Genomic DNA, 24122 nt, shown 5'->3' on the forward strand with positions numbered 1-24122 from the left:
CCGTGCGCCCCCCGCCGGGCCGTAGGATGGACGGCATGGCAAAGACCGGTACGACGACCCAGGGGCTGCGCGCGGCGATCGAGCGCAGCGGCTACTACCCGGCCCTCGTGGCCGAGGCGGTGGAGGCCGCGATCGGCGGCGAGGCCATCGGGTCGTACCTGGTCCACCAGGAGACGACCTTCGACGCCAACGAAGTGCGCCGGCACGTGACGGTCCTCGTCCTGACCGGGACGCGCTTCATCGTCAGCCACACCGACGAGCAGGCGGCGGACAGCACGTCCCCCGCGCCCTACGCGACGACCTCCACGGAGTCGGTCAAGATCGGCCGGATCTCCTCCGTCGTGCTCAGCCGCGTCGTCGCCAACCCGGAGAAGTACGTTCCGGGCACGCCGCCCCGCGAGGTCGTCCTGACCATCGGCTGGGGCGCCGTCTCCCGCATCGACCTGGAGCCCGCGGCCTGCGGCGACCCCAACTGCGAGGCGGACCACGGCTACACGGGCAGCTCGACCGCCGACGACCTGAGCCTGCGCGTCAGCGAGGCCGGCGACGGCCCCGACGCCGTGCGCCAGACCCTCGCCTTCGCCCAGGCCCTGTCCGAGGCGACCGCGGACACCGCCCGCTGATGTCCCTGCCCGCCTGGGACGACGTGGAACCGATCGCCCTCGACACGGCCCCCGTGCCGGCCTACGGCTCGGGTTCGCTCGCCGACCTGCTGCCCACGCTCGTCGCCCACCAGGGCGTGCCCGGCTACGAGAACCCGGCCATCGCCGAACTCGCCCCCGCCGACCGCAACTGCGTCTTTCTGATCGACGGTCTCGGCTGGGAGCAGCTCAAGGCGCACCCGGACGAGGCGCCTTTCCTGCACTCGCTGCTCCCCAGCTCGCGCGGCGGCACCGGAGCGCCCATCACCGCGGGCTTCCCCGCCACCACGGCGACCTCGCTGGCCTCCGTCGGCACGGGCCTGCCGCCCGGCTCGCACGGCCTGCCCGGCTACACCGTGCGCAACCCCGCCACCGGCGAGCTGATGAACCAGCTCCGCTGGAACCCCTGGACCGATCCCCACGCGTGGCAGCCCTACCCGACGGTCTTCCAGCAGGCCCACGACGCGGGTGTGCACACCGCCCAGGTGTCGTCCCCGACCTTCGAGAACACCCCGCTCACCAAGATCGCCCTGAGCGGCGGCACCTTCCGGGGCAAACTCTCCGGAGAGGACCGCATGGACCTCGCCGCCCGGCAACTGGCCGCGGGGGACCGGTCCCTGGTCTACACGTACTACGCGGAAGTGGACGGCAAGGGCCACCGCTTCGGCGTCGACTCCGACGCCTGGCGCGGCCAGCTCATGTACGTCGACCGGCTCGCCGAGCGGCTCGCCGAACGGCTGCCGCCGCGCAGCGCCCTGTACGTCACCGCCGACCACGGCATGCTCGACATCCCCTTCGACGACGCCTCCCGCATCGACTTCGACGAGGACTGGGAGCTGCGCGCCGGCGTCGCCCACCTCGGCGGCGAGGGCCGCGCCCGCCACGTCTACGCGGTGCCGGGTGCCGTGAACGACGTCGTGACGGTCTGGCGCGAGGTGCTCGGCGAGCAGTTCTGGGTCGCCTCCCGCGACGAGGCGATCGCCGCCGGATGGTTCGGTCCACACATTGATCAACGTGTGTACGAGCGTCTCGGCGACGTCATCGCCGCCGCGCGGGACGACGTCGCGATCATCGCCTCGGAGCGCGAGCCCAAGGAGTCCGCGCTCGTCGGCATGCACGGCTCCATGACCCCCGTGGAGCAGCTCGTCCCCCTCCTCGAAGTACGCTCGTAGACATACGCCCTTGAGGCGCCCCCGCCGGCGCGCCGACTCCGCACGCCCCCGAAAGGTCCGCAACCCCCCATGCCCGAGCTGGTGTTCTTCTCCGGAACGATGGACTGCGGAAAGAGCACGCTGGCTCTGCAGATCGAGCACAACCGCTCGGCCCGCGGACTCCAGGGGATGATCTTCACGCGGGACGACCGCGCGGGCACGGGAAAGCTCTCCTCACGCCTCGGCCTGGTCACCGACGCCATCGAGGCCGCGGACGACTTCGACTTCTACGCCCATCTCGTCGATCACCTCTCCCAGGGCGGCCGGGCCGACTACGTGATCGCGGACGAGGCGCAGTTCCTCGCGCCCGAGCAGATCGACCAGCTCGCGCGGGTCGTCGACGACCTCGGCCTGGACGTCTTCGCCTTCGGCATCACCACCGACTTCCGCTCCAAGCTCTTCCCCGGCTCCCAGCGCCTGGTCGAGCTCGCCGACCGCGTCGAGGTGCTCCAGGTGGAGGCCCTCTGCTGGTGCGGCGCCCGCGCCACCCACAACGCGCGCACCGTGGGCGGCGTGATGGTCGTCGAGGGCGCCCAGGTCGTCATCGGCGACGTCGACCAGTCGTCGGACGTGGGGTACGAGGTGCTGTGCCGCCGCCACCACCGGCGCCGCACGACGGCGGCCACCGCACGGGCGGGCGCCCTCTCCCCGGACGTCCTGCCGGTGGACACGGCGGCGACCGCCCGCGCCTGACCTCAGGCCCCGGCGCGGGAACGCACGACGGTGAAGACCGCGCCCTCCGGGTCGGCGACCGTCGCCACCCGGCCCCGGGAACTGTCACGGGGCGGTTCGACGGTCCGGCCGCCGAGCTCGGCCACCCGGGTCACCGCCTCCTCCACGTCGGCGACCTCGAAGTACGTCATCCAGTGCGGGCCCCGGTCACGCGGCAGCGCGTCGCCCACGCCGCGCACGGACGCCACCGGACGGCCGCCGACATGCAGGGTCAGACAGTCCGAGTCGGCGGATCCGGCGGCCTCTTCGGTGAAGCCGAACACGGCCCGGTAGAACGTCACGACGCTCGCGGTCTCCCGGGTCACCAGCTCGTTCCAGGCCGGCGCGCCCGGCTCCCCGACCACCGCGCTGCCCAGGTGCCGCGCCGCCTGCCAGAGCCCGAACACGGCGCCCGTGGGGTCCGAGGCGACGGCCATCCGGCCCGCCTGGCCCGCGGTGATCGGCCCCACGCCGACCGTGCCGCCGCAGTGCCGCACCGTCTCGGCCGTGGCGTCCGCGTCGTCCGTCGCCAGATAGGGCGTCCAGGCGATGGGCAGATGCCGGTCCGCCGGCAGCTGGCCGATGCCGGCGACCTCCCGGCCGTCCAGCAGCGCCCGCACATAGGGGCCGAGCTGCTGGGGGCCCGGCTTGAACTCCCAGCCGAAAAGCGCTCCGTAGAACTCCTGGGTCGCTGCCAGGCCATGCGCCATCAGGCTCACCCAGCAGGGTGTGCCGGGGGCGCTCCGACCGGCTCCCGCGCCGTCGCGCCGCCCTGCGGACGCCTGTGCCTCGGTCATCGTCACCCTCTCCTCGGCCCTCGTGGTGGCCGCTCTCTTCTGATTTTCCGAACGCGCGTACCTTCGCCGCGCGCCGGCGCGCCCCTGCAGATGCTCGCACCACCTGCCGCACCGCGCGCCCCGGCCGTGCCACCCGGCTTCTCGCGGAGGATGCCCGTTTTGCGGTGTCTCACCCCTTGTCGCGGGAGGGCCGTGCGGTGTCCGTCCATCGCACGAAGCGTGCGGGGTCCCATACGCCCCGTGTTCGGGCGTCGTCCGGCGGAGCAGGGTAGCCGGACCCGGCCCGGACGGCCACCCCATGCGCGAGGATGGGCCCCATGAACGCCATCATCTCCGCATCCGAACTCGCGAGCGACCTGGCGGGCGAGAATCCGCCGGTCCTCCTCGACGTCCGCTGGCAGCACCAGGGCTCGCAGCCCGCCGCGTACGAGGAAGGGCACATCCCGTCCGCCGTCTTCGTCGATCTGGACGCCGACCTGGCAGGACCCGCGGGATCCGGTGGCCGCCACCCGCTCCCCGACCTGGACCACTTCGGGGCCGTGATGCGGGCGGCCGGGGTCTCCCCGGACCGGGACGTCGTGGTGTACGACGGTGGCCAGAACTGGGCGGCCGCACGTCTGTGGTGGATGCTGCGCTGGACGGGACACACCTCCGTCCGCGTCCTCGACGGCGGCCTGGCCCTGTGGACCGGCCCCCTGGAGCGCGGAGCCGGGCAGAGCCCGCGGCCCGGATCCTTCGAGCCGGCTCCGAACAGCACGGACTTCCTCGACGCCGACTCGGCCGCCGCCCTGGCCCGCTCGGGACTCCTCCTGGACGCCCGGGCGGCCGAGCGCTACCGCGGTGAGGTCGAACCGATCGACAAGGTGGCCGGGCACATCCCCGGCGCGGTGTCGGCGCCGACCACGGAGAACGTCGCCGCGGACGGCCGCTTCAAGCCCGCCGCCGAGCTGGCCGCCCGTTTCGAGTCACTCGGCGTCTCGCGGGCCGGGGAGGTCGGCGTCTACTGCGGCTCGGGTGTCTCGGGCGCCCACGAGGTGCTGGCCCTGGCCGTGGCCGGAATCCCCGCCGCGCTGTACGTCGGCTCGTGGTCGCAGTGGTCGGCCGACGGCTCGCGCCCGGTCGCCACGGGCCCCGACCCGCAGTAGGGCGCGCGCAGACGAGGGAGGGGCCCCGCATCCGACGGATGCGGGGCCCCTCCCTCGTGCCCGGGCGTACCCGGGGTGCTACTCCTGCTTCTTGCGGCGCGTGCCGAAGACGATCTCGTCCCAGCTGGGCACCGCGGCGCGGCGCCCCGGGCGCACTCCGTCGGCCTCGGCCTGACGGTCCGTGGAGCCGACGAGTCGGTCGCGGTGGCTGGCCACCGAGCGCGGCATGAGTACGTCCGCGTACGCCGAACCGGCGCCGGCCGATGCCGCCGGGGCCTCTTCGGCGTCGGTCTCCTGCTCGCCCTCCTCCGCGGCGGGTGGCGCCAGTTCCGCGGTGACCACGGGGCGCTCCGGGACGACCATGTCGCCGCGGAAGCTGGGCACGGCCTCCAGGAGGCTGGTCAGCGAGTCGCGCTCCTGCTCGGCGGCGACCACGGTGCCCGCGTCCTCGCCGTCCTCCGTGGCGTCGCCGGGAGCGGGCGGGATGCTCTGCCGTTCCAGCTGGCGGTCCAGGGCGCGGTCGAGCGGGCGCTCCGGCGGGCGGTCCCGGGGGAGCCGGGCGATGCGCGGCACGAACGGGAAGCTGGGCTCGGGCGCGGCGATGTCGTCGCTCTCGCCGATCAGCGAGCGCGCCTCGTCGTCCACGGCCTGGACGAGCCGCCGGGGCGGGTCGTACGTCCAGCTCGCGGAGTGCGGTTCGGTCGCCACGCGGTAGACGAGCAGGACCTCCCAGGTGCCGTCGTCGCGGCGCCAGGAGTCCCACTGGACGGAGTCCTTGTCGGCGCCGCGCAGCAACAGCCGTTCCTGGACGGCGTCGCCGAGCTGGGGGCCGGTGTTCTCGCCGGGGCGGCGGACAGGGGTCTTCCTGGCGCGCTCGGCCATGAAGGCGCGCTCGGCGAGCACGGGGCCTTCGAAGCGCCGCACGCGATCGACGGGGATGCCGGCGAACTGGGCCACTTCTTCCGCGGTCGCACCGGCACGTATCCGTGCCTGGATGTCGCGGGGGCGGAGGTGGCTCTCCACCTCGATCTCGATCTGGCCGAGTCGGGGCCGGTCGCCGCGGACGGCCGCACGCAGCCGTTCATCGATCGGAAGCGTGTACTCCGTGCTGTCCGCAGCTTTCAGCACCAGCCGTGTGCCGTCGTTGCTGACGGCCACGACACGCAGTTCGGGCATGGGGACCTCCCGGGTGGTGCCTGCCGACGTCACGTGCGTCGCTGCTTCCGCTAGTCGAGTGTGGCCTGCCCGGGTGCAGCCTGCCACAACCTTGCCGAGTTGCCCGGCGTGTCGGGCAGGGGCCCTGGATCGCCGTTATGACACGGTCACCTCTTCGCAACTCCAAGTGACGACGTTCGTCACCCTGTGCAGTGAGCCCCCCACCCGGCGGTCCTGGAAGGCCCCGGGCACCCTGGCGGGAGACCGGACCCAGGGCTCGCAACAGTACTCCATTCGGGCCACGCGGGTGGACCGCCGCGCCGCCGAACTTCTCCCCGAGGAAGGGAGTTGGTCGCCTTTTCCGGTCCGGTGACCGGCGCATGGGTGGCGCACTTCACGGAAACAGCAGAAACGGAACTAATCGTTTCGGCCATACGTCCCCCTCTCGTGTGGTGAGCCGAAAAGGTGAGAAAGGCAGGCAAGGGTCGAAGATGCGAGTAAAGCCGGATTCCGGCCAGGAGTCGAAGGACCAGGAGGAGCCACAGGAGAAGCGGCGCCTCGATCTCAGCGTGCCGCAGGTGGCGGGGAGCGCCATCGCCGCGGTCGTGGCGGCGAAGCTGGCCTCGAACCTCGGCGTCTACGGGACGATCCTCGGCGCCGGTGTCGTGAGCGGCATAGCGACCTGTGGCGGCACGATCTTCCAGCACTTCTTCAAGCGTACGGGTGAACAGATACGCGTGGTGGCGGTGCAGGCCAAGCCCAAGGCGCAGCAGGTGCCCGTCCCCAGGGGGCACCAGGCGCCCGTGACCGCATCGCCGGCGGTGCCCGAGACCTTCAGAACCGCCTCCTACCCGGGAGCCGTGTCCGCCACCGGGCCCGTGACCACCACGTGGGGCAGGCCGCAGACCACCGGCGCCACCGCCCCCGGCGGTGAACCGGCCGCGACGACGGCGCTGCCCGGCGCGGCGGACGCCGATCCCACGACCGTCATGCCCCTCGCGGCGGACGCGGACCCGACCGCCCCGGTGTCCGGAGCCGCGGACGCGGACCCGACGACCGTCCTGCCGTCGGTGGCCTGCGACCTCGACGCCGACAGGACCCAACTGCTCGGCCCGGCCGACGCCACGCGGTTGCTGCCGGGCGACGACGCCACCCGGCTCGTCCCCCGCGAGGACGCCACGCGCGTGCTCCCCGTCGGCGCCCCGGCGTCGCCCCCGGGCGTGCCGATCGAACCGCCGCTCCCGTCGGACGAGTTCACCGAGGGCACCACGCACCGCGCGCGGATCCGCAGCTGGAAGCGGCCGTTGATCGCGGGTGCCGTCGTGTTCGGGGTCGCCATGGCGGGGATCACCACGTACGAGCTGGTCTCCGGCAAGGACTTCAGCGGCGGCAAGGGCACCACGATCAGCAACCTCACGGGGAACGACTCCTCCCGCAAGGAGCAGCCGTCCACGCCCCCCACCGGTCCGTCAGGCGTGCCCTCGGACAACGGCACTTCGGGGACGGGCGACCCCGATTCCCCCGAGGGCGACGGCGGCGCGACCCAGGATCCGGGCGGGGCCGGCGGCCGGACGCCCGGTCAGGGCGAGGGCACCGGCCCGACGGCCGACCCCGACAAGAGCACCGGCACGGACACCGACAAGGACGACGGCACCGACTCCGGAGACGACGGTTCCAAGACGGACCCGACGCCGACGCCGCCCCCGGCCCCCACGCCGTCGAGCGGCACCGGGACCGGCAGTGGCAGCGGCACGGGCGCCGGTGGCGACGCGCAGCAGGGCGAGACCACCAGCCCCTAGAAGTCAGTCGCCGAGAACCCGCCGCAGATAGGCGTTGCCGAACAGACGGTCCGGGTCGAGGCGGTCGCGCAGGGCGGTGAACTCGCCGAAGCGGGGGTAGGCCTCGGCGAAGTACTCCGCGTCGCGGGTGTGCAGCTTGCCCCAGTGCGGCCGCCCCTCGTGCGCGGTGAAGATCCGCTCCGCCGCCGCGAAGTACGCCTGATAGGGCGTGCCCTTGTACATGTGGACGGCGATGTACGCGCTCTCCCGGCCCGAGGCCGTGGAGAGCGCGATGTCGTCCGCGGGCGCCGTGCGGACCTCCACGGGGAAGCTGATCCGCAGCCGCGAGCGGTCCACCATGGCCTTCAGCTCGCGCAGGGTCTCCACGAGGGCCTCGCGCGGAACGGCGTACTCCATCTCCATGAAGCGCACCCGGCGCGGGCTGGTGAAGACCTTGTAGGGAATGTCCGTGTACGTACGGGCGGACAGGGCCTTGCTGGAGACCTTGGCGATGCCGGGGATGGTCGCGGGGAAGGCCCGGCCGAGGGAGTTGACCACCTGGAAGAGGCCGTTGGAGAGCAACTCGTCCTCCACGAAGGCGCTGATACGGCCGGGCGGGGCCACAGGGCCCGGACTGCGGTTGTTCCGCTTGGTGGTGCAGTTGCCGGTGTGCGGGAACCAGTAGAACTCGAAGTGCTCGTTCTCCGTGACGAGCGCGTCGAAGTCGCTCGTGACCTCGTCGAAGGTCATCGGCTCCTCACGGGCCGTCAGGAAGAAGACCGGCTCGACGGCGAAGGTGATCGCGGTGATGACACCGAGCGCGCCCAGCCCGATACGGGCGGCGGCGAAGACCTCGGGGTTCTCCTCGGCGGAGCAGGTCAGCACCGTGCCGTCCGCGGTGACCAGTTCGAGCCCCTTGATCTGCGCGGCGATCGAGGCCGAGTCACGGCCCGTGCCGTGCGTGCCGGTGCTGACGGCTCCGGAGACGGTCTGCTCCATGATGTCGCCCATGTTGGTGAGCGACAGGCCCTCGCGGGCGAGCGCCGTGTTCAGGCGCTTCAGGGGGGTGCCGGCCTCCACGGTCACGGTGCCCGCCGCCCGGTCGACGGCGCGGATGCCGGTGAGGAGGCCGGGGCGTATGAGCAGGCCGTCGGTCGCGGCGGCCGCCGTGAAGGAGTGACCCGTGCCGACCGGCTTCGCCTTGAGGCCGTCGGCCTTCGCCGCGCGCAGGGCCTCGGCGAGTTCGTCCACCGTGGCGGGCGTGACCTCCCTGGCCGGCCGCGTGGCGACGTTGCCCGCCCAGTTACGCCACGTCGCTGTGCTCTTCCCGCTGCCCGTGCCCGTTGCCGTGCCCATGGGTCCCTCCCCGTCGCGGAACCGGCCGCTTCAGCCGGCGGTAGCCGAGGAACCCGACCACGACCGCGGCGGCTCCGGAGATCCCCGGAACCGCATACCCGGCGTCCGGACCCGCGGCGTCGATCACCCAGCCGGCCGCGGAGGAGCCGAGCGCGACACCGACCGCGAGCCCGGTGCTCACCCAGGTCATGCCCTCGGTCAGTTTCGCGCGAGGTACGTGCTGCTCGACGAGGCCCATCGTCACGATCATCGTCGGCGCGATGGACAGGCCCGCGAGGAACAGCGCCACGGCCAGAAACAGCAGGTTCCCGACCAGTTGAAGCGGGATCATACTCACGGCCATCGCACAGACACCCAGCAGCCACCTGCGGGCCGGCGCCCCCTTGAAGTGCAGCAGCCCGAAGACCGCTCCGGCGAGGCAGGAGCCGAGCGCGTAGAGCGCGAGCACCAGGCTCGCCGCGGACTTGTGACCGTGGTCCTCGGCGTACGCCACGGTGACCACGTCGATCGACCCGAAGATCGCGCCGGTCGCGACGAACGTCGCGACGAGGACCTGGAGCCCGACCGAGCGCAGCGCCGAGCCCCTGGTGTGGTGCTCGCGCGGATGCGGCACCGGCTCGGTGGCGTGCTGGGCCGTCAGCCAGAACACGCCCACGGCGAGAAAGGCACCGGCGAGCAGCGGCCCCGCCTCGGGGAACCACACCGTGGAGAGGCCGATCGAGATGATCGGCCCGAAGATGAAGCACGCCTCGTCCACCACGGACTCGAAGGAGTACGCGGTGTGCAGCTGCGGGGTGTCGCGGTAGAGCACGGCCCAGCGGGCCCTGATCATCGAACCCACGCTGGGCACACAGCCCACCAGGGCGGCGAAGACGAACAGCGTCCAGTCGGGCGCCTCGAACTTGGCGCAGAGCAGCAGCCCCGTCACCGCGGCCAGCGAGACCAGGGTCGCCGGCCTGAGCACCCGGCGCTGGCCGTGCCGGTCCACGAGCCGCGATATCTGCGGGCCGATCGCGGCCGCGGACAGCGCGACGGTCGCCGACAGCGCGCCCGCCAGGCCGTACCGCCCGGTCAGCTGGGACACCATCGTCACGATGCCGATGCCCATCATGGATATGGGCATGCGGCCGAGGAACCCGGCGGCGGAGAACGCCTTGGTGCCGGGGGCGGCGAAGATGGCGCGGTAGGGGCTGGGCACGTGGACTCCGCTGGGGCGCCGGCGCCGCGTGCCGGGAGGGACGCGGGCTCCGGTAAGGCGTAAAGGTGGCTGATACAGCTTACGGCTCCCCGGGTGCCGGACGCACCGTGCTGAGCGTGTCGGACGCGGCGTGCGCTCCGTGCCGGACACACCGGGGTTTTCCGGCTGTCGGTGGCGGGTGGCAGGATCGGTCGCATGTCCGATGCGCGCGATCCCTCTCCCTACGACGCCCTGCTGCTGCTCTCGTTCGGCGGCCCCGAGGGCCCCGACGACGTCGTGCCGTTCCTGGAGAACGTGACACGGGGCCGCGGCATCCCCAAGGAGCGGCTCAAGGAGGTGGGGCAGCACTACTTCCTGTTCGGCGGGGTGAGCCCGATCAACGACCAGAACCGCGCCCTGCTGGACGCCCTGCGCAAGGACTTCGCGGAGCACGGCCTCGACCTGCCGGTTTACTGGGGCAACCGCAACTGGGCGCCCTACCTCACCGACACCCTGCGCGAGATGGCTACCGCCGGCCACCGCCGCGTCCTGGTTCTCGCCACCAGCGCGTACGCCTCGTACTCGGGCTGCCGCCAGTACCGCGAGAACCTCGCGGAGGCCCTCGCCGCGCTGGAGGCCGAGGGACTGGAGCCGCCGAAGGTCGACAAGCTCCGGCACTACTTCAACCACCCGGGTTTCGTTCGCCCCATGATCGACGGCGTCCTGAAGTCCCTCGCCGAGCTGCCCGAGGAGGTCAGGGACGGCGCCCACCTGGCCTTCACCACGCACTCGATCCCGAACGCCGCGGCCGACACCTCCGGCCCGGTCGAGGCCCACGGCGACGGCGGCGCCTACGTCGCGCAGCACCTGGACGTCGCCCGGCTCATCGCCGCGGCGGTGCGCGAGGAGACCGGCGCCCCGCACCCCTGGCAGCTCGTCTACCAGTCGCGCAGCGGCGCCCCGCACATCCCCTGGCTGGAGCCCGACATCTGCGACCACCTGGAGGAGCGGCACGCCGCCGGGGCCCCCGCGGTCGTCATGGTCCCGATCGGCTTCGTCTCCGACCACATGGAGGTCCTGTACGACCTCGACACCGAGGCGAAGGCCAAGGCCGCGGAGCTGGGTCTGCCGGTCCGCCGCTCGGCGACGGTCGGCGCGGACCCGCGGTTCGCCGCCGCGATCAGGGAGCTGGTCCTGGAGCGCGCGGCGCGCGAGAGCGGCGCGGCCGTCACGCCGTGCGCCCTGGGAGCGCTGGGCGCGAGCCATGACGTGTGCCCGGTCGGCTGCTGCCCCGCCCGCGCCCCGAAGCCCGCGGCCGCCGGCGCCGACAGCCCCTGCGCATGACCCCGAGATCGCGGAGCACAAGGAGCACCATGACGGACCCGCTGAAGGCGCTCAAGGCCGAACTCCTCGACGTCGCCCTGGAGGCCGCGCACCGAGCCGGGACGTTCCTGCGCGACGGCCGCCCGGACGACCTGGGCGTGGCGGCGACCAAGTCGAGCGCCGTGGACGTCGTCACCGAGATGGACATCGCCTCCGAGAAGCTCATCACCGAGTTCCTCGCCGAGCGCCGCCCGGCCGACGGCGTGCTGGGCGAGGAGGGCGCGAGCCTGGCGGGCACCAGCGGCGTGCAGTGGGTCGTCGACCCGATCGACGGCACCGTGAACTACCTGTACGGACGCCCCGACTGGTCCGTGTCCGTCGCCGCCCGCAAGGACGGCGAGACCCTCGTGGGGGTCGTACACGCGCCGATGCGCGGGGAGACGTACCGCGCGGTCCTCGCTCAGGGCGCCTTCGTCGGCGACCGGCCCGCGCACGTCCGCCCGGCGCCGCCGTTCGAGCAGGCCCTGGTGGGCACCGGCTTCGGATACCTCACCGAGCGCCGGGAGCGGCAGGCCGAGGTCGCCCGCCGGCTCGTCCCGAGGGTGCGGGACATCCGGCGCGGCGGGTCGGCGGCGATCGACCTGTGCGACGTCGCGACGGGCAGGCTGGACGCGTACTACGAGCGCGGACTGCACCCCTGGGACTTCGCGGCCGGTGACCTCATCGCCCGGGAGGCGGGCGCGCTGACCGGTGGCCGCCCCGGAGAGCCCCTCTCGGGCGAGCTGGCCATCGCGGCCCCACCCGGCCTCTTCGAGGTCCTCCAGGGCCTCCTGGAGGACCTCGGCGCCTGGCACGACTGACCGCACGCCACGACCACAGCACAGGGCCCCGGCATCGCGTCCAGATGCCGGGGCCCTGTGCTCTGTGCTGAGCCGTGCGGGAGCGCTCAGGCGGGCACGGCGCCTACTTCGACTCCGTGCTCGGCCGCCAGACGGTGGAGGTCCTCGAGCTCCGCCTGCTCGACCTCGGCCAGGAAGTCGTCTCCCGTCTCACGGGCCATCGTGAGGTCGGACTCCGTGGCCTTTATGCGCTGCAGGAGACCTGCGGTGAATGCGTCCATGGTTGCGCCCCCTCGGCTGGGTCGTGGGTCGATGGCACGGGGGTGTGCCCTCAAGAAGGGGCGATCACGTCTCAAGCCGCCCTGGAGAAAGCGGGTTGGTGGTACGCCACATGCAAGCGTGATCGCGGGTGTAAAGCCGTCCTCCCCCCGCTCCCCTCCGCAGAAACCTCGGAGGGCGGAGAAAATCCCGCGTTCCAGGGGCCGACGACCGCCTTACAGCCGGTTTATGGCCGAAAGGGGCAGGATGGAGGCCTACCCCAAGACAGACCTGCCCGCAGGGGCACAGCGGAAGGACAGCGACGTGCGCGTACTCGTCGTCGAGGACGAGCAGCTGCTCGCCGATGCGGTGGCCACCGGACTGCGCCGGGAGGCCATGGCCGTCGACGTCGTGTACGACGGGGCGGCCGCCCTGGAGCGCATCGGCGTCAACGACTACGACGTGGTGGTGCTCGACCGGGACCTCCCGCTCGTGCACGGCGACGACGTCTGCCGCAAGATCGTCGAGCTCGGCATGCCGACCCGCGTCCTGATGCTCACCGCGTCGGGCGACGTCAGCGACCGCGTCGAAGGGCTGGAGATCGGCGCCGACGACTACCTCCCCAAGCCCTTCGCGTTCAGCGAGCTGACCGCACGCGTGCGTGCCCTCGGCCGGCGCACGAGCGTGCCCCTGCCGCCGGTCCTGGAGCGCGCGGGGATCAAGCTCGACCCCAACCGCCGCGAGGTCTTCCGGGACGGCAGGGAGATCCAGCTGGCCCCCAAGGAGTTCGCCGTCCTCGAAGTGCTGCTGCGCAGCGAGGGCGCGGTCGTCTCCGCGGAGCAGCTCCTGGAGAAGGCCTGGGACGAGAACACCGACCCGTTCACGAACGTGGTCCGGGTGACCGTCATGACGCTGCGCCGCAAGCTCGGTGAGCCGGCCGTCATCGTGACGGTGCCCGGCTCCGGCTACCGGATCTGACCCCGGTGGCCGCGACCCCGGCGCAACCAGCCGCGCCCCCCAAACCGACATGGGACCCGAGGAAGGTCGAAGCGCCCTTCCCGTGGCTGCGTCCCACCATCCGCATACGGCTGACGCTGCTGTACGGCGGCATGTTCCTGATCGCGGGCATCGTGCTGCTCTCGATCATCTACCTGCTCGCCGCCCAGGCGTTGAACGTGGGCAGCGACCTGCCGTTCCGGGTCACGGGCAGTTCCTCGGTGAGCAGCGAGAGCTGCGCGAACTTCCGGCTGCTGCCCGCGCACCCCACGGAGACCCAGCTCAACTCCGCGCTGAACGAATGCGTCAACCAGATGCGCCGGAACGCCCTGGACAATCTCCTCAGCCGCTCACTTCTGGCCCTCCTCGGGCTCGCGGTGATCGCGTTCGCCTTCGGGTACGCGATGGCGGGCCGTGTCCTGTCGCCGCTCGGCCGCATCACCCGTACCGCCCGCAGGGTGGCCGGCACCGACCTGACCCGGCGCATCGAGCTGGACGGCCCGGACGACGAGCTGAAGGAGCTGTCCGACACCTTCGACGAGATGCTGGACCGCCTGGAGCGGGCCTTCACCGCCCAGCAGCGGTTCGTCGGCAACGCCTCGCACGAGCTGCGCACGCCGCTGGCGATCAACCGCACGCTCCTCGAGGTGCATCTCTCCGACCCCCAGGCGCCGCCCGAGCTCCACCAGCTCGGCAAGACGCTCCTGGCCACCAACGAGCGCAGCGAGCAGCTCGTGGAGGGCCTGCTGCTGCTCGCCCGCAGCGACAACCAGATCGTCGAGCGCAAGCCCGTCGACCTGGCCGAGGTCGCCGACCACGCCGTCGACCAGGTGCGCTCCGAGGCCGAGGCCAAGGGCGTGGAGATCCGCGGGCAGCGGGCCGAGGCCGTCGTGCAGGGCAACGGCGTGCTCCTGGAGCGCATCGCCCTGAACCTCGTCCAGAACGCCGTCCGGTACAACGTGGCGGACGAGGGCTGGGTCGAGGTCGTCACGGAGGCCCAGCACGGCCAGGCGGTCCTGGTGGTGTCCAACACGGGGCCGGTGGTCCCCGCGTACGAGATCGACAATCTCTTCGAGCCGTTCCGCAGGTTGCGGACCGAGCGGACGGGCAGTGACAAGGGCGTCGGGCTCGGCCTGTCGATCGCCCGGTCGGTGGCGCGGGCCCACGGGGGCCGTATCATCGCGGAGCCGCGTGAGGGGGGTGGACTCGTGATGCGTGTCACGCTCCCCATCTGAGACGCTGCCGTGAACGTGTCGGCGTGTTCGCTTTGCGCGGAATTCTCGGGGCTCGACCCCTTGGAGTTCGTGTGTGATCGATCACAAAGGCGATTTATCGGCTCTCTACTCTCCGTGATCGCGAAAGTCGTCGGAAAGCCGGGAAAATCCGGGTTTTCAGGGGTCTTGATCACGGGAAGTACACGGGGTGGCGCCCGTGAGTGCGACATTCGGACCGTGTACGGTCCCGATCGCCATCCAAGCCGATCACCTCTTCAGGGGTGCGGTTGGGTGTCGATTGAGTAACAGACCTTGATGTGAGGCAAAATCTCCGCCTCGGGCCGGGCACAAGCCCGGCCTCTCACGCGTTACGTGCGCTGAGACACCGCAGACACCCAGAGGGGGAGAGCGACATGGCAACGGACTACGACACCCCACGCAAGACCGATGACGACCTCAACGAGGACAGCATCGAGGAACTGAAGGCCCGGAGGAACGACAAGTCGACTTCGACTGTCGACGTCGACGAGTTCGAGGCCGCCGAGGGCCTTGAGCTGCCCGGCGCGGACCTGTCCAACGAGGAGCTCGCCGTCCGGGTGCTCCCGAAGCAGCAGGACGAGTTCACCTGCATGAGCTGCTTCCTGGTGCACCACCGCAGCCAGCTGGCCAAGGAGAAGAACGGCCAGCCGATCTGCCGCGACTGCGACTGAGGCGGGGTCGGCCATGACTGGCTCGACCCCGTTCAGGAAGCGCCGTCTCCGCAACCGCGGAGCGGACGAAGCCGGCGCCCTCGGCGACGGCGTGCGTGACGACGAGCGGGGCTCTTCCGCCAGCGGATCAGCCTCGCTCGAACCGGCGAACGCCCTCGAGGTCGCGTCGGACGAGACGGCGGCCGGCAAGGCCTCCGGGACCACTCGGACACCCGGGTCCCGGAGCCGCGTTGCCGCCGTCACGGACGGAATGAAAGAAGGCGTGCGCAAGGGCGGGCGCGCCGGCCGGGCCGGCATCGGCTATCTCGCCGACCGGCTCATCGAGAACGCCCCGCGGATCCCGGTCCGCGATCTGGCGACCCTCCGCAAGCAGTTCCCGGGCCTTGGCCCCGAGCAGCTGGCGGACAAGCTCGTCTCCGGCGCCGCCAACGCCTCGTCCACGGTGGGCGCGGGAGTGGGCGCGGCGGCGATGATGCCCGTGCCGCCCGCGATGCCGGCGGAACTGGCGGCGGAGATCACCGGCGTCGCCGCGGTCGAACTGAAGATGATCGCCGAACTGCACGAGGTCTACGGCCGACGGCCCGAAGGCAACCTCAAGCAGCGCAGCACGGCCTATCTGACCTCCTGGACGCAGGAGCGCGGCGTGGACGTGGGCAAGCCCTCGACCCTGAACGCGGCGCTGGGCGGCCAGGTCAAGCGGGAACTGCGCCAGCAGATCATGAAGCGCATGGTCCGCAACCTCCCGAACCTCATGCCCTTCATGGTGGGCGCGGCGGTCGGGGCGGTGATGAACCGCCGGGACACCAAGAAGCTCGCCGAGAAGATCCGGGCCGACCTGCGCAAGCGGCAGGTTTCGTGGGACGCGCTGCCGGAGCTGGCGCCCCTGGAGACGCCGGACGATCCTCTGCGGGTGGCCGGCGGCCCCAAGGAGCTGGAGAGCTGACCGGCCGGCCGTCCGGCCGGTCTACGGGGTGTTCTGGCGCACCGCGTCCAGGGCCTTCGCCAAGGCCTCCGGGTGCCGCGTCGAGACGTACGCGTACGGCGTCGGGTCGGCCGGGTCCGTGATCGGCACCCGCAGGGCCGTCGGGATGTACGCGCGCAGCAGCATGAAGGCGCGCGGGTCGGCCTTGTAGGAGCGCCAGGCACGGGTCTCCTCGCCCCTGAGGACCTCTGCCTCGCCGAGGGCGGAGACCGGGATCCTCGCGTCGCCCGCGACCAGCGAGCCCGCGACCACGCGGATCCGCACCGAGCCGTACGCGCTGGTGACGACCGCCGCCACCGCCGTACCGCCGACCAGGCCGCCGAGGAGCGGCAGCGTGCCGAACGGCAGCATGATCAGGCCCATCGCCACACCCACCAGGACCGAGGCGAACCACCACGAACGGGGCGCGGTGAGGCGTTCTTCGTAAGGCTGCATGGAACCAAGCTTGGCACGGGGAGCTGTGAGCGCCGACGCGGAGGTAAGGTCTGCGCCTGTGAGTGGTACATCTGCGGCTCTGAAGCCCCCGGCCGACGCCATGGCGCCCGTCCGGCACCCCGACGCACCCGCCCCCGGCGAGCTGATCGGCGCACACTACGAACACTGTTTCGGCTGCGGCGACGGGCAGGCACATGGGCTGCACCTCGCCGCGCGGGCCGGGGACGGTGTGACCGTCACCGCCGAGTTCACCGTGCGCGAGGCGCACCAGGGCGCCCCGGGCCTCGCCCACGGCGGCATCCTCGCCACCGCGCTCGACGAGACGCTCGGCTCGCTGAACTGGCTGCTGCGGGTGATCGCGGTGACCGGCCGCCTGGAGACCGACTTCGTGCGGCCCGTGCCGCTGGGCACCGTGCTGTTCCTGGAGGCCGAGGTCACGGCGGTCGCCGGACGGAAGATCTACTCGAGTGCCACCGGCCGGATCGGCGGCCCCGAGGGGCCCGTGGCGGTCCGCGCCGACGCCCTCTTCATCGAGGTGAAGGTCGACCACTTCATCGACAACGGCCGCCCGCGGGAGATCCGGGCGGCCATGAACGACCCGGACCAGATCCGGCGCGCCCGCGCCTTCGAGGTGAACCCGTGACGTCCCACACCCCTTCCGGCGAACTGAACGTGCTGATCAGGCGCGTCGACCCCGAAGTACCCCTGCCGTCGTACGCGCGGCCCGGCGACGCCGGCGCCGATCTGTGCACGACACAGTCCTGCGAGCTGGCGCCCGGCGAGCGGGCCGTGCTGCCCACCGGGGTGTCCATCGCGCTCCCGGAGGGGTACGCGGCCTTCGTGCACCCCCGTTCGGGGCTGGCCGCGCGCTGCGGTGTCGCTCTGGTGAATGCCCCGGGGACGGTGGATGCCGGGTACCGTGGAGAGATCAAGGTGATCGTGGTGAATCTCGATCCGCGCGAGAGCGTGCGGTTCGAGCGCTTCGACCGGATTGCCCAACTGGTCGTCCAGCAGATCGAGAAGGTGCGCTTCCAGGAGGTGGCGGAGCTTCCCGCGTCGGCGCGGGCCGAGGGGGGCTTCGGGTCCACCGGTGGCCATGCCGCCGTGGGCGTCGGCCCGGGCGAGAGCGCGGGCGAACCGGCGGGCACGGGCGGACAAACGGGTGGGAATCGATACGCATCGGTCGTATCTGACCGGGAAGGACAGTGACGTGTTCGGACGTCGCAAGAAGGACAGTGCCGCCGAGGACGCGGCAGGCGCGGACGAGCAGGTCGTCGACGGCGTGGACAGCAATGACCAGCCCGGCGTCGCGCGCTCGCGCGTGAGGCTGGAGCCGGAGCCCCGTCCCGACGGTCCCTGGGACATCTCCGAGGTCCGCGAGCCCGGCGAGGGCCGGGTCGACCTCGGCGGACTCTTCGTGCCGGGGGTCGAGGGCATGGAGCTGCGGGTGGAGGTCGCGGGGGACGCCATCGTCGCCGCCACCGTCGTGCTCCAGGACAGTGCCATCCAGCTCCAGGGCTTCGCCGCCCCGAAGAAGGAGGGCATCTGGGGCGAGGTCCGCGAGGAGATCGCGGGCGGCATCACGCAGCAGGGCGGTGTCATCGACGAGGTCGAGGGCCCCCTCGGCTGGGAGCTGCGCGCCCAGGTCCCCGTGCAGCTGCCGGACGGCACGGGCGGCGTGCAGGTCGTGCGCTTCGTCGGCGTCGACGGGCCGCGCTGGTTCCTGCGCGGGGTGATCTCCGGGCAGGGCGCGGTGCAGCCGCAGGCGGCCGGTCTCCTGGAGCAGATCTTCCGGGACACCGTCGTGGTCCGCGGCGAGGGCCCGATGGCGCCCCGCGACCCCATTGTCCTGAAGCTGCCGGACGACGCGCAGATGGTCGCCGAGAGCAGCGTCCAGCAGGACCAGCAGGAAGGCTCGCGCTTCTCGGGCGGCATGGGGCAGCTCCAGCGCGGCCCCGAGATCACCGAGGTGCGCTGACGCCGTCGGCGTCCTGACCGCCTGACGGCAGCGCAACTGCCGTGTGGCCCGCAGTGGTTCCGGTTCGTCCGGACCGCCGCGGGCCACTTTCGCATGCGCCCGTGCGGATCCGCCGCCGTCTCTTGACGGCAGGCAGGTCCGTACCTATGGTCACGGGCCAACGCGCGCGTTCAGAAAGGCACGTGAAGTTCACATACGAGAACGTACGAGAACCCACGAGAACGTACGAGCCAAGTCGAACGGATGGTCCCCCCCCATGCCGGATGCCTCCTCTCCCGTACGCCGCCACCGCCGCCCCAGAACCCGTCGCTCCCTCGGCGCGGCCCTCGCCACGGCCGCCGCCCTCGTCGCCGCGCTCCTGTCCTGGCCCGGAACCGGGAAGGCCGAAGCCGCCCCCACGACCTTCGTCCACCCCGGAGTCACCGTCTCCCGGGGCCAGTTGGACTTCACCCGCACGAAGGTCGCCGCGGGCGCCGAGCCCTGGAAGTCCGCCTACGACCAGATGATGGGCAGCCGCTACGCCTCCCTCTCCCGTACCCCCAAGCCCCGGGCGGTCGTCGAGTGCGGCAGCTACTCCGACCCGAACCACGGCTGCACCGACGAGCGCGAGGACGCGATCGCCGCGTACACCACCGCCCTGGCCTGGTACCTCACGCGTGACGAGCGCTACGCGAAGAAGTCCATCGAGCTGATGGACGCCTGGTCGGCCGCCATCGAGGACCACACCAACAGCAACGCCCCCCTCCAGAGTGGCTGGGCCGGCTCCAGCTGGCCGCGCGCCGCCGAGATCATCAAGTACACCTACACCGGGAACTGGGCGAACTCCGGGCGCTTCGCGACGATGCTGCGCACCGTCTATCTGCCCGAGGTCATCAACGGCTCGAACTCCAACGGCAATTGGGAGCTGTCGATGATGGAGGCCGCCATCGGCATCGCCGTCTTCCTGGAGGACAAGGCCTCCTACGACAAGGCGATGGCCACCTTCCGCACCCGCACGGCCGCCTACGTCTACCTCGCCTCCGACGGACCGCTGCCCCGGACCGTGCCCCGGCAGAACCTCGACACCCGGGAGAAGATCGTCAAGTACTGGCAGGGGCAGGGGACGTTCACCACCGGCCTCGGCCAGGAGACGTGCCGCGACTTCACGCACACCGGATACGGCCTCTCCGCGATCTCGCACGTCGCCGAGACCAGCCGCATCCAGGGCCAGGACCTCTACACGACGGACGTCGGGGAACGGCTGCGCCAGGGCCTCGGCTTCCACGCCAGGTACGAACTGGGCGAGGCGCCCCCCGCCACCCTCTGCGGGGGCACGGTCCACCGGGGCCTCGGACCCGTCACCGAGGTCGGCCACAACGCCCTCGCCGGACGCCTCGGCCACTCCATGCCCCGCACCCGGGACCTCACCGAGCGCAACCGTCCCGCGGGCTCCAACAACCTCTTCGTCGCCTGGGAGACCCTGACGCACGCGGACAATCCGCGCTGATCCCGGCCGCGCCGGGCCGTCGGCCCGCATCAGGGTTCTGTCAAGGACGCGGACCGCACGCCCCCTTGTCCGTAATGCCGTAATGGTGCGCCGTAAGGTCGATGCTGCGTACACAGTTGTTTCGGGAAGACAATGGGGCCATGGCACGCGGCAAGCTTCGGATCTACCTGGGCGCGGCACCGGGCGTCGGCAAGACGTACGCGATGCTCTCCGAGGCCCACCGGCGCGTCGAGCGCGGCACCGACTGCGTGGTCGGCTTCGTGGAGCACCACGACCGGCCACGCACCGAGGTGATGCTGCACGGCCTCGAACAGGTGCCCCGCAAGGACCTGGAGTACCGCGGCACGGCCTTCACCGAGATGGACGTCGACGCGGTCCTGGAGCGCGCCCCCGCCGTCGCCCTGGTCGACGAACTCGCCCACACCAACGTCCCCGGCTCCCGCAACGCCAAGCGCTGGCAGGACGTCGAGGAACTCCTCGCGGCGGGCGTCGACGTCGTCTCCACGGTCAACATCCAGCACCTGGAGTCCCTCGGCGACGTCGTGGAGTCGATCACCGGCGTACGCCAGCGCGAGACCGTGCCGGACGAGGTGGTGCGCCGCGCCGACCAGATCGAGCTGGTCGACATGTCGCCCCAGGCGCTGCGCCGGCGCATGGCGCACGGCAACATCTACCAGCCCGACCGCATCGACGCCTCCCTCTCCAACTACTTCCGCCCCGGCAACCTCACCGCCCTGCGCGAACTGGCGCTCCTGTGGGTCGCCGACCGCGTCGACGAGTACCTCCAGCAGTACCGGGGCGAGCACGACATCCGCTCCACCTGGCAGGCCCGCGAGCGCATCGTCGTCGGACTCACCGGCGGCCCCGAGGGCGGCACGCTGATCCGGCGCGCCTCCCGGATGGCGGCCAAGGGCTCCGGCAGCGAGATCCTCGCCGTCTACATCGCCCGCAGCGACGGCCTCACCGCCGCCTCGCCCAAGGAACTCGCCGTCCAGCGCACCCTGGTCGAGGACCTCGGCGGCACCTTCCACCACGTCATCGGCGACGACATACCGGCCGCCCTGCTGGACTTCGCCCGCGGCGTCAACGCCACCCAGATCGTCCTCGGCTCCTCGCGCCGCAAGACCTGGCAGTACGTCTTCGGGCCCGGCGTCGGCGCCACCGTCGCCCGCGACTCCGGTCCCGACCTGGACGTCCACATCGTCACCCACGGCGAGGTCGCCAAGGGGCGCGGCCTGCCCGTGGCCCGCGGCGCGCGCCTCGGCCGCTCCCGGATCATCTGGGGCTGGCTCGCCGGCGTCGCGGGACCCGCGCTCCTGACCCTGCTGCTCACCCACGTCGACGCCGACCTCGGGCTCGCCAACGACATGCTGCTGTTCCTGACGCTGACGGTCGCCGCCGCGCTGCTCGGCGGCCTCCTGCCGGCCCTCGCGGCCGCGGCGTTCGGCTCGCTGCTGCTCAATTACTACTTCACGCCGCCGCTGCACCTGTGGACGGTCTCCGACAACAAGAACATCCTCGCGATCGTCGTCTTCGTGGGTGTCGCCGTCTCCGTGGCCTCCGTCGTGGACCTCGCCGCCCGGCGCACCCACCAGGCCGCCCGGCTGCGCGCCGAGTCGGAGATACTCTCCTTCCTCGCCGGCAGCGTGCTGCGCGGCGAGACGAGCCTGGAGGCACTCCTGGAGCGGGTCCGCGAGACGTTCGCCATGGAGAGCGTGGCGCTCCTGGAACGCGCGGGCGACACCGCTCCCTGGACCTGCGCGGGCAGCGCCGGCGACGGCCGCCCGGCGGGCCGCCCCGAGGACGCCGACGTGGACATGCCGGTCGGCGACCACATGGCCCTCGCCCTGTCCGGCCGCGTGCTGCCCGCCGCGGACCGCCGGGTCCTCGCCGCGTTCGCCGCGCAGGCCGCCGTCGTCCTGGACCGCCAGCGCCTGAAGTCCGAGGCCGACCAGGCCCGCGCCCTCGCCGAGGGCAACCGCATCCGCACCGCGCTGCTCGCCGCCGTCAGCCATGACCTGCGTACCCCGCTGGCGGGCATCAAGGCGGCCGTGACCTCGCTGCGCTCCGACGACGTCGACTGGTCCGAGGAGGACGAGGCCGAACTCCTCGCGGGCATCGAGGACGGCGCCGACCGCCTGGAACACCTCGTGGGCAACCTCCTCGACATGTCCCGCCTCCAGACCGGCACCGTCACCCCGCTGATCCGCGAGATCGACCTGGACGAGGTCGTCCCCATGGCGCTCGGCGGCGTCCCCGACGGCAGCGCCGAGCTGGACATCCCCGAGACGCTGCCGATGGTCGCCGTGGACAAGGGCCTGCTGGAGCGGGCGGTCGCCAACATCGTCGAGAACGCCGTGAAGTACGCGCCCGAGGGCGAGCCCGTCAAGGTCTCCGCCAGCGCCCTCGGCGAGCGCGTCGAGGTCCGTGTCGTGGACCGGGGCCCCGGCGTCCCCGATGCCGCCAAGGACCGCATCTTCGAGCCCTTCCAGCGTTACGGTGACGCTCCGCGCGGCGCGGGCGTGGGCCTCGGCCTCGCCGTCGCCCGCGGCTTCGCCGAGGCCATGGGCGGCACCCTCGCCGCGGAGGACACCCCGGGGGGCGGCCTGACCATGGTCCTCACCCTGCGGGCGGTGGCCGGGCGGCCGCCGGAGCGCACCGCCCTCCCCGAGCTTCCCGCCCAGGTCACCCGGTGACCCCGAACCAGAAGTCAGAAAGGCAGGCCGGCATGACCAGGGTGCTGGTGGTCGACGACGAGCCGCAGATCGTGCGCGCCCTCGTGATCAACCTCAAGGCGCGCAAGTACGAGGTGGACGCGGCCCCCGACGGCGCCACGGCGCTGCAACTGGCCGCCGCCCGCCACCCCGACGTGATCGTGCTCGACCTCGGACTGCCCGACATGGACGGCGTGGAGGTCATCCGCGGCCTGCGCGGCTGGACGCGCGTGCCGATCCTCGTGCTGTCCGCCCGGCACAGCTCCGACGAGAAGGTCGAGGCCCTGGACGCGGGCGCCGACGACTACGTCACCAAGCCCTTCGGCATGGACGAGCTGCTGGCCCGCCTGCGCGCCGCCGTCCGCAGGGCCGAGCCCGTCGGCGCCGGCGAGGGCGACGTCATGGTCGACACCGAGGACTTCTCCGTCGACCTCGCCGCCAAGAAGGTCAACCGCGACGGGCGCGACGTACGCCTGACCCCGACCGAATGGCACCTCCTCGAGGTCCTGGTCCGCAACACCGGCCGCCTGGTCAGCCAGAAGCAGCTGCTGCAAGAGGTGTGGGGGCCCTCCTACGGCACCGAGACCAATTACCTGCGCGTCTACATGGCGCAGCTGCGCCGCAAGCTGGAGGCGGACCCGGCGCATCCGCGGCACTTCATCACGGAGCCCGGCATGGGGTACCGCTTCGAGCGGTGAGCTGTGCGGTGAGCTGTGTGCGACGAGCTGTGCGGCGAGCTGTGCGGTGAGCGGGCATGAGCGCAGGTGAGCGCACCGCTTTCCGGTGCGTCGGCGGCCCCCGGTAGGCTTTCTGTATGAGTGCTGTTCCTGGTTCCGAAAAGCCGGCGGGCCGTTTCCGGCGCATGCTCGACCGGCTGTCCTCCTCCCAGGAGGACCTGGAGTCCGAGGAGCTGCGCGAGGACGCCGACACCGCGGGCTGCGTCCGCATCGGCGACTGCCAGGACCGCCAGATAGTGACCGTTACTGGTACCTTGCGCACGGTCACCCTGCGACCACGCGCCGGGGTTCCCGCCCTGGAGGCCGAGCTGTTCGACGGCTCCGCGGCGCTGGACGTGGTGTGGCTCGGCAGGCGCTCCATCGTGGGCATCGAGCCGGGGCGCAAGCTGCTCGCGTCGGGCCGGATCTCGATGAGCCGGGGCCGCCGGGTGCTGTTCAATCCCAAATACGAACTCAGACCGCTCGGACGGGAGTAGCCG

24 protein-coding genes are annotated in these 24122 nt (G+C 72.1%); 18 read left to right on the forward strand and 6 right to left on the reverse strand.

Features of this window, described 5'->3' with window-relative positions; genetic code table 11:
- Positions 1–35 precede the first annotated feature (35 nt).
- The 3 genes from ACZ516_RS32295 to ACZ516_RS32305 all read left to right on the forward strand — a co-directional run bounded on the left by ACZ516_RS32295 (position 36) and on the right by ACZ516_RS32305 (position 2545).
- Positions 36–623 (forward strand): DUF5998 family protein, encoded by a 588-nt coding sequence (locus tag ACZ516_RS32295; protein ID WP_358581474.1) that lies wholly within the window; start codon positions 36–38, stop codon positions 621–623.
- Positions 623–1813: an alkaline phosphatase family protein gene (locus ACZ516_RS32300; RefSeq protein ID WP_358581472.1), complete on the forward strand. Its 1191-nt coding sequence runs from the start codon at positions 623–625 to the stop codon at positions 1811–1813. The genes ACZ516_RS32295 and ACZ516_RS32300 overlap by 1 nt, the downstream gene beginning before the upstream one ends.
- Before the next feature lie 69 nt (positions 1814–1882).
- Complete coding sequence (locus ACZ516_RS32305) at positions 1883–2545, forward strand: thymidine kinase (protein WP_361076619.1); 663 nt, start codon at positions 1883–1885, stop codon at positions 2543–2545.
- Positions 2546–2547: 2 nt separating this feature from the next.
- Here ACZ516_RS32305 and ACZ516_RS32310 read toward each other — a convergent pair whose 3' ends face one another.
- Positions 2548–3360: a VOC family protein gene (locus tag ACZ516_RS32310; RefSeq protein ID WP_361076622.1), complete on the reverse strand. Its 813-nt coding sequence runs from the start codon at positions 3358–3360 to the stop codon at positions 2548–2550.
- Between the two features lie 317 nt (positions 3361–3677).
- Between ACZ516_RS32310 and ACZ516_RS32315 the strand changes: the two genes are divergently transcribed.
- Positions 3678–4505, forward strand: a complete 828-nt coding sequence (locus ACZ516_RS32315) for a sulfurtransferase (RefSeq protein WP_469013162.1) — start codon at positions 3678–3680, stop codon at positions 4503–4505.
- Positions 4506–4583: 78 nt separating this feature from the next.
- Here ACZ516_RS32315 and sepH read toward each other — a convergent pair whose 3' ends face one another.
- Entirely contained in the window at positions 4584–5681 is a 1098-nt protein-coding gene (gene sepH, locus ACZ516_RS32320; RefSeq protein WP_469013164.1) for a septation protein SepH, read from the reverse strand.
- Between the two features lie 470 nt (positions 5682–6151).
- Between sepH and ACZ516_RS32325 the strand changes: the two genes are divergently transcribed.
- A complete protein-coding gene (locus ACZ516_RS32325) occupies positions 6152–7459 on the forward strand; it encodes a hypothetical protein (protein WP_469013165.1) in 1308 nt (435 codons plus the stop codon).
- A gap of 3 nt (positions 7460–7462) precedes the next feature.
- On the opposite strand, the gene ACZ516_RS32330 is transcribed toward ACZ516_RS32325, so the two are convergent.
- Positions 7463–8794, reverse strand: a complete 1332-nt coding sequence (locus tag ACZ516_RS32330) for a D-arabinono-1,4-lactone oxidase (protein ID WP_361076633.1) — start codon at positions 8792–8794, stop codon at positions 7463–7465.
- Positions 8742–9992, reverse strand: a complete 1251-nt coding sequence (locus ACZ516_RS32335) for an MFS transporter (RefSeq protein WP_469013167.1) — start codon at positions 9990–9992, stop codon at positions 8742–8744. Before ACZ516_RS32335 ends, ACZ516_RS32330 begins: the two co-directional genes overlap by 53 nt.
- Positions 9993–10187: 195 nt before the next feature.
- Between ACZ516_RS32335 and ACZ516_RS32340 the strand changes: the two genes are divergently transcribed.
- Entirely contained in the window at positions 10188–11315 is a 1128-nt protein-coding gene (locus ACZ516_RS32340) for a ferrochelatase (protein WP_358581454.1), read from the forward strand.
- 29 nt (positions 11316–11344) lie between these two features.
- Positions 11345–12154 carry an inositol monophosphatase family protein gene (locus ACZ516_RS32345; RefSeq protein ID WP_469013168.1) on the forward strand — a complete coding sequence of 270 codons (810 nt, stop codon included), beginning with the start codon at positions 11345–11347 and terminating at the stop codon, positions 12152–12154.
- Positions 12155–12240: 86 nt separating this feature from the next.
- Here ACZ516_RS32345 and ACZ516_RS32350 read toward each other — a convergent pair whose 3' ends face one another.
- On the reverse strand, positions 12241–12414 hold the full coding sequence (locus ACZ516_RS32350; RefSeq protein WP_358581449.1) for a hypothetical protein: 174 nt from the start codon (positions 12412–12414) through the stop codon (positions 12241–12243).
- Positions 12415–12715: 301 nt separating this feature from the next.
- On the opposite strand from ACZ516_RS32350, the gene ACZ516_RS32355 reads away from it, so the two are divergent.
- From ACZ516_RS32355 to ACZ516_RS32370, 4 genes are all read left to right on the forward strand, one after another.
- Positions 12716–13369: a response regulator transcription factor gene (locus ACZ516_RS32355; protein ID WP_030778701.1), complete on the forward strand. Its 654-nt coding sequence runs from the start codon at positions 12716–12718 to the stop codon at positions 13367–13369.
- Between the two features lie 5 nt (positions 13370–13374).
- Complete coding sequence (locus ACZ516_RS32360; protein WP_358581447.1) at positions 13375–14622, forward strand: sensor histidine kinase; 1248 nt, start codon at positions 13375–13377, stop codon at positions 14620–14622.
- A gap of 392 nt (positions 14623–15014) precedes the next feature.
- The gene (locus ACZ516_RS32365; protein ID WP_205035431.1) at positions 15015–15311 is read left to right on the forward strand and encodes a DUF4193 domain-containing protein; all 297 of its coding nucleotides are present in this window, start codon (positions 15015–15017) and stop codon (positions 15309–15311) included.
- Between the two features lie 13 nt (positions 15312–15324).
- Positions 15325–16254 carry a hypothetical protein gene (locus ACZ516_RS32370; protein WP_361076644.1) on the forward strand — a complete coding sequence of 310 codons (930 nt, stop codon included), beginning with the start codon at positions 15325–15327 and terminating at the stop codon, positions 16252–16254.
- Between the two features lie 21 nt (positions 16255–16275).
- Here ACZ516_RS32370 and ACZ516_RS32375 read toward each other — a convergent pair whose 3' ends face one another.
- Positions 16276–16728 carry a DUF3093 domain-containing protein gene (locus ACZ516_RS32375; protein ID WP_358912324.1) on the reverse strand — a complete coding sequence of 151 codons (453 nt, stop codon included), beginning with the start codon at positions 16726–16728 and terminating at the stop codon, positions 16276–16278.
- A 58-nt stretch (positions 16729–16786) separates the two neighbouring features.
- On the opposite strand from ACZ516_RS32375, the gene ACZ516_RS32380 reads away from it, so the two are divergent.
- The 7 genes from ACZ516_RS32380 to ACZ516_RS32410 all read left to right on the forward strand — a co-directional run bounded on the left by ACZ516_RS32380 (position 16787) and on the right by ACZ516_RS32410 (position 24119).
- A complete protein-coding gene (locus ACZ516_RS32380) occupies positions 16787–17371 on the forward strand; it encodes a PaaI family thioesterase (protein WP_358581439.1) in 585 nt (194 codons plus the stop codon).
- Positions 17372–17394: 23 nt separating this feature from the next.
- On the forward strand, positions 17395–17937 hold the full coding sequence (gene dut, locus ACZ516_RS32385) for a dUTP diphosphatase (protein ID WP_358698835.1): 543 nt from the start codon (positions 17395–17397) through the stop codon (positions 17935–17937).
- Position 17938: 1 nt separating this feature from the next.
- Positions 17939–18706, forward strand: a complete 768-nt coding sequence (locus ACZ516_RS32390; protein WP_358581437.1) for a DUF3710 domain-containing protein — start codon at positions 17939–17941, stop codon at positions 18704–18706.
- A 256-nt stretch (positions 18707–18962) separates the two neighbouring features.
- Complete coding sequence (locus tag ACZ516_RS32395) at positions 18963–20192, forward strand: alginate lyase family protein (RefSeq protein ID WP_469013171.1); 1230 nt, start codon at positions 18963–18965, stop codon at positions 20190–20192.
- Positions 20193–20332: 140 nt separating this feature from the next.
- Positions 20333–22888, forward strand: a complete 2556-nt coding sequence (locus ACZ516_RS32400) for an ATP-binding protein (RefSeq protein ID WP_469013173.1) — start codon at positions 20333–20335, stop codon at positions 22886–22888.
- 32 nt (positions 22889–22920) lie between these two features.
- Positions 22921–23604 carry a response regulator gene (locus tag ACZ516_RS32405; RefSeq protein WP_358581429.1) on the forward strand — a complete coding sequence of 228 codons (684 nt, stop codon included), beginning with the start codon at positions 22921–22923 and terminating at the stop codon, positions 23602–23604.
- 116 nt (positions 23605–23720) lie between these two features.
- A complete protein-coding gene (locus tag ACZ516_RS32410) occupies positions 23721–24119 on the forward strand; it encodes an OB-fold nucleic acid binding domain-containing protein (RefSeq protein WP_358581427.1) in 399 nt (132 codons plus the stop codon).
- Positions 24120–24122: the final 3 nt, after the last annotated feature.

Source organism: Streptomyces sp. NPDC034037 (assembly GCF_055575715.1).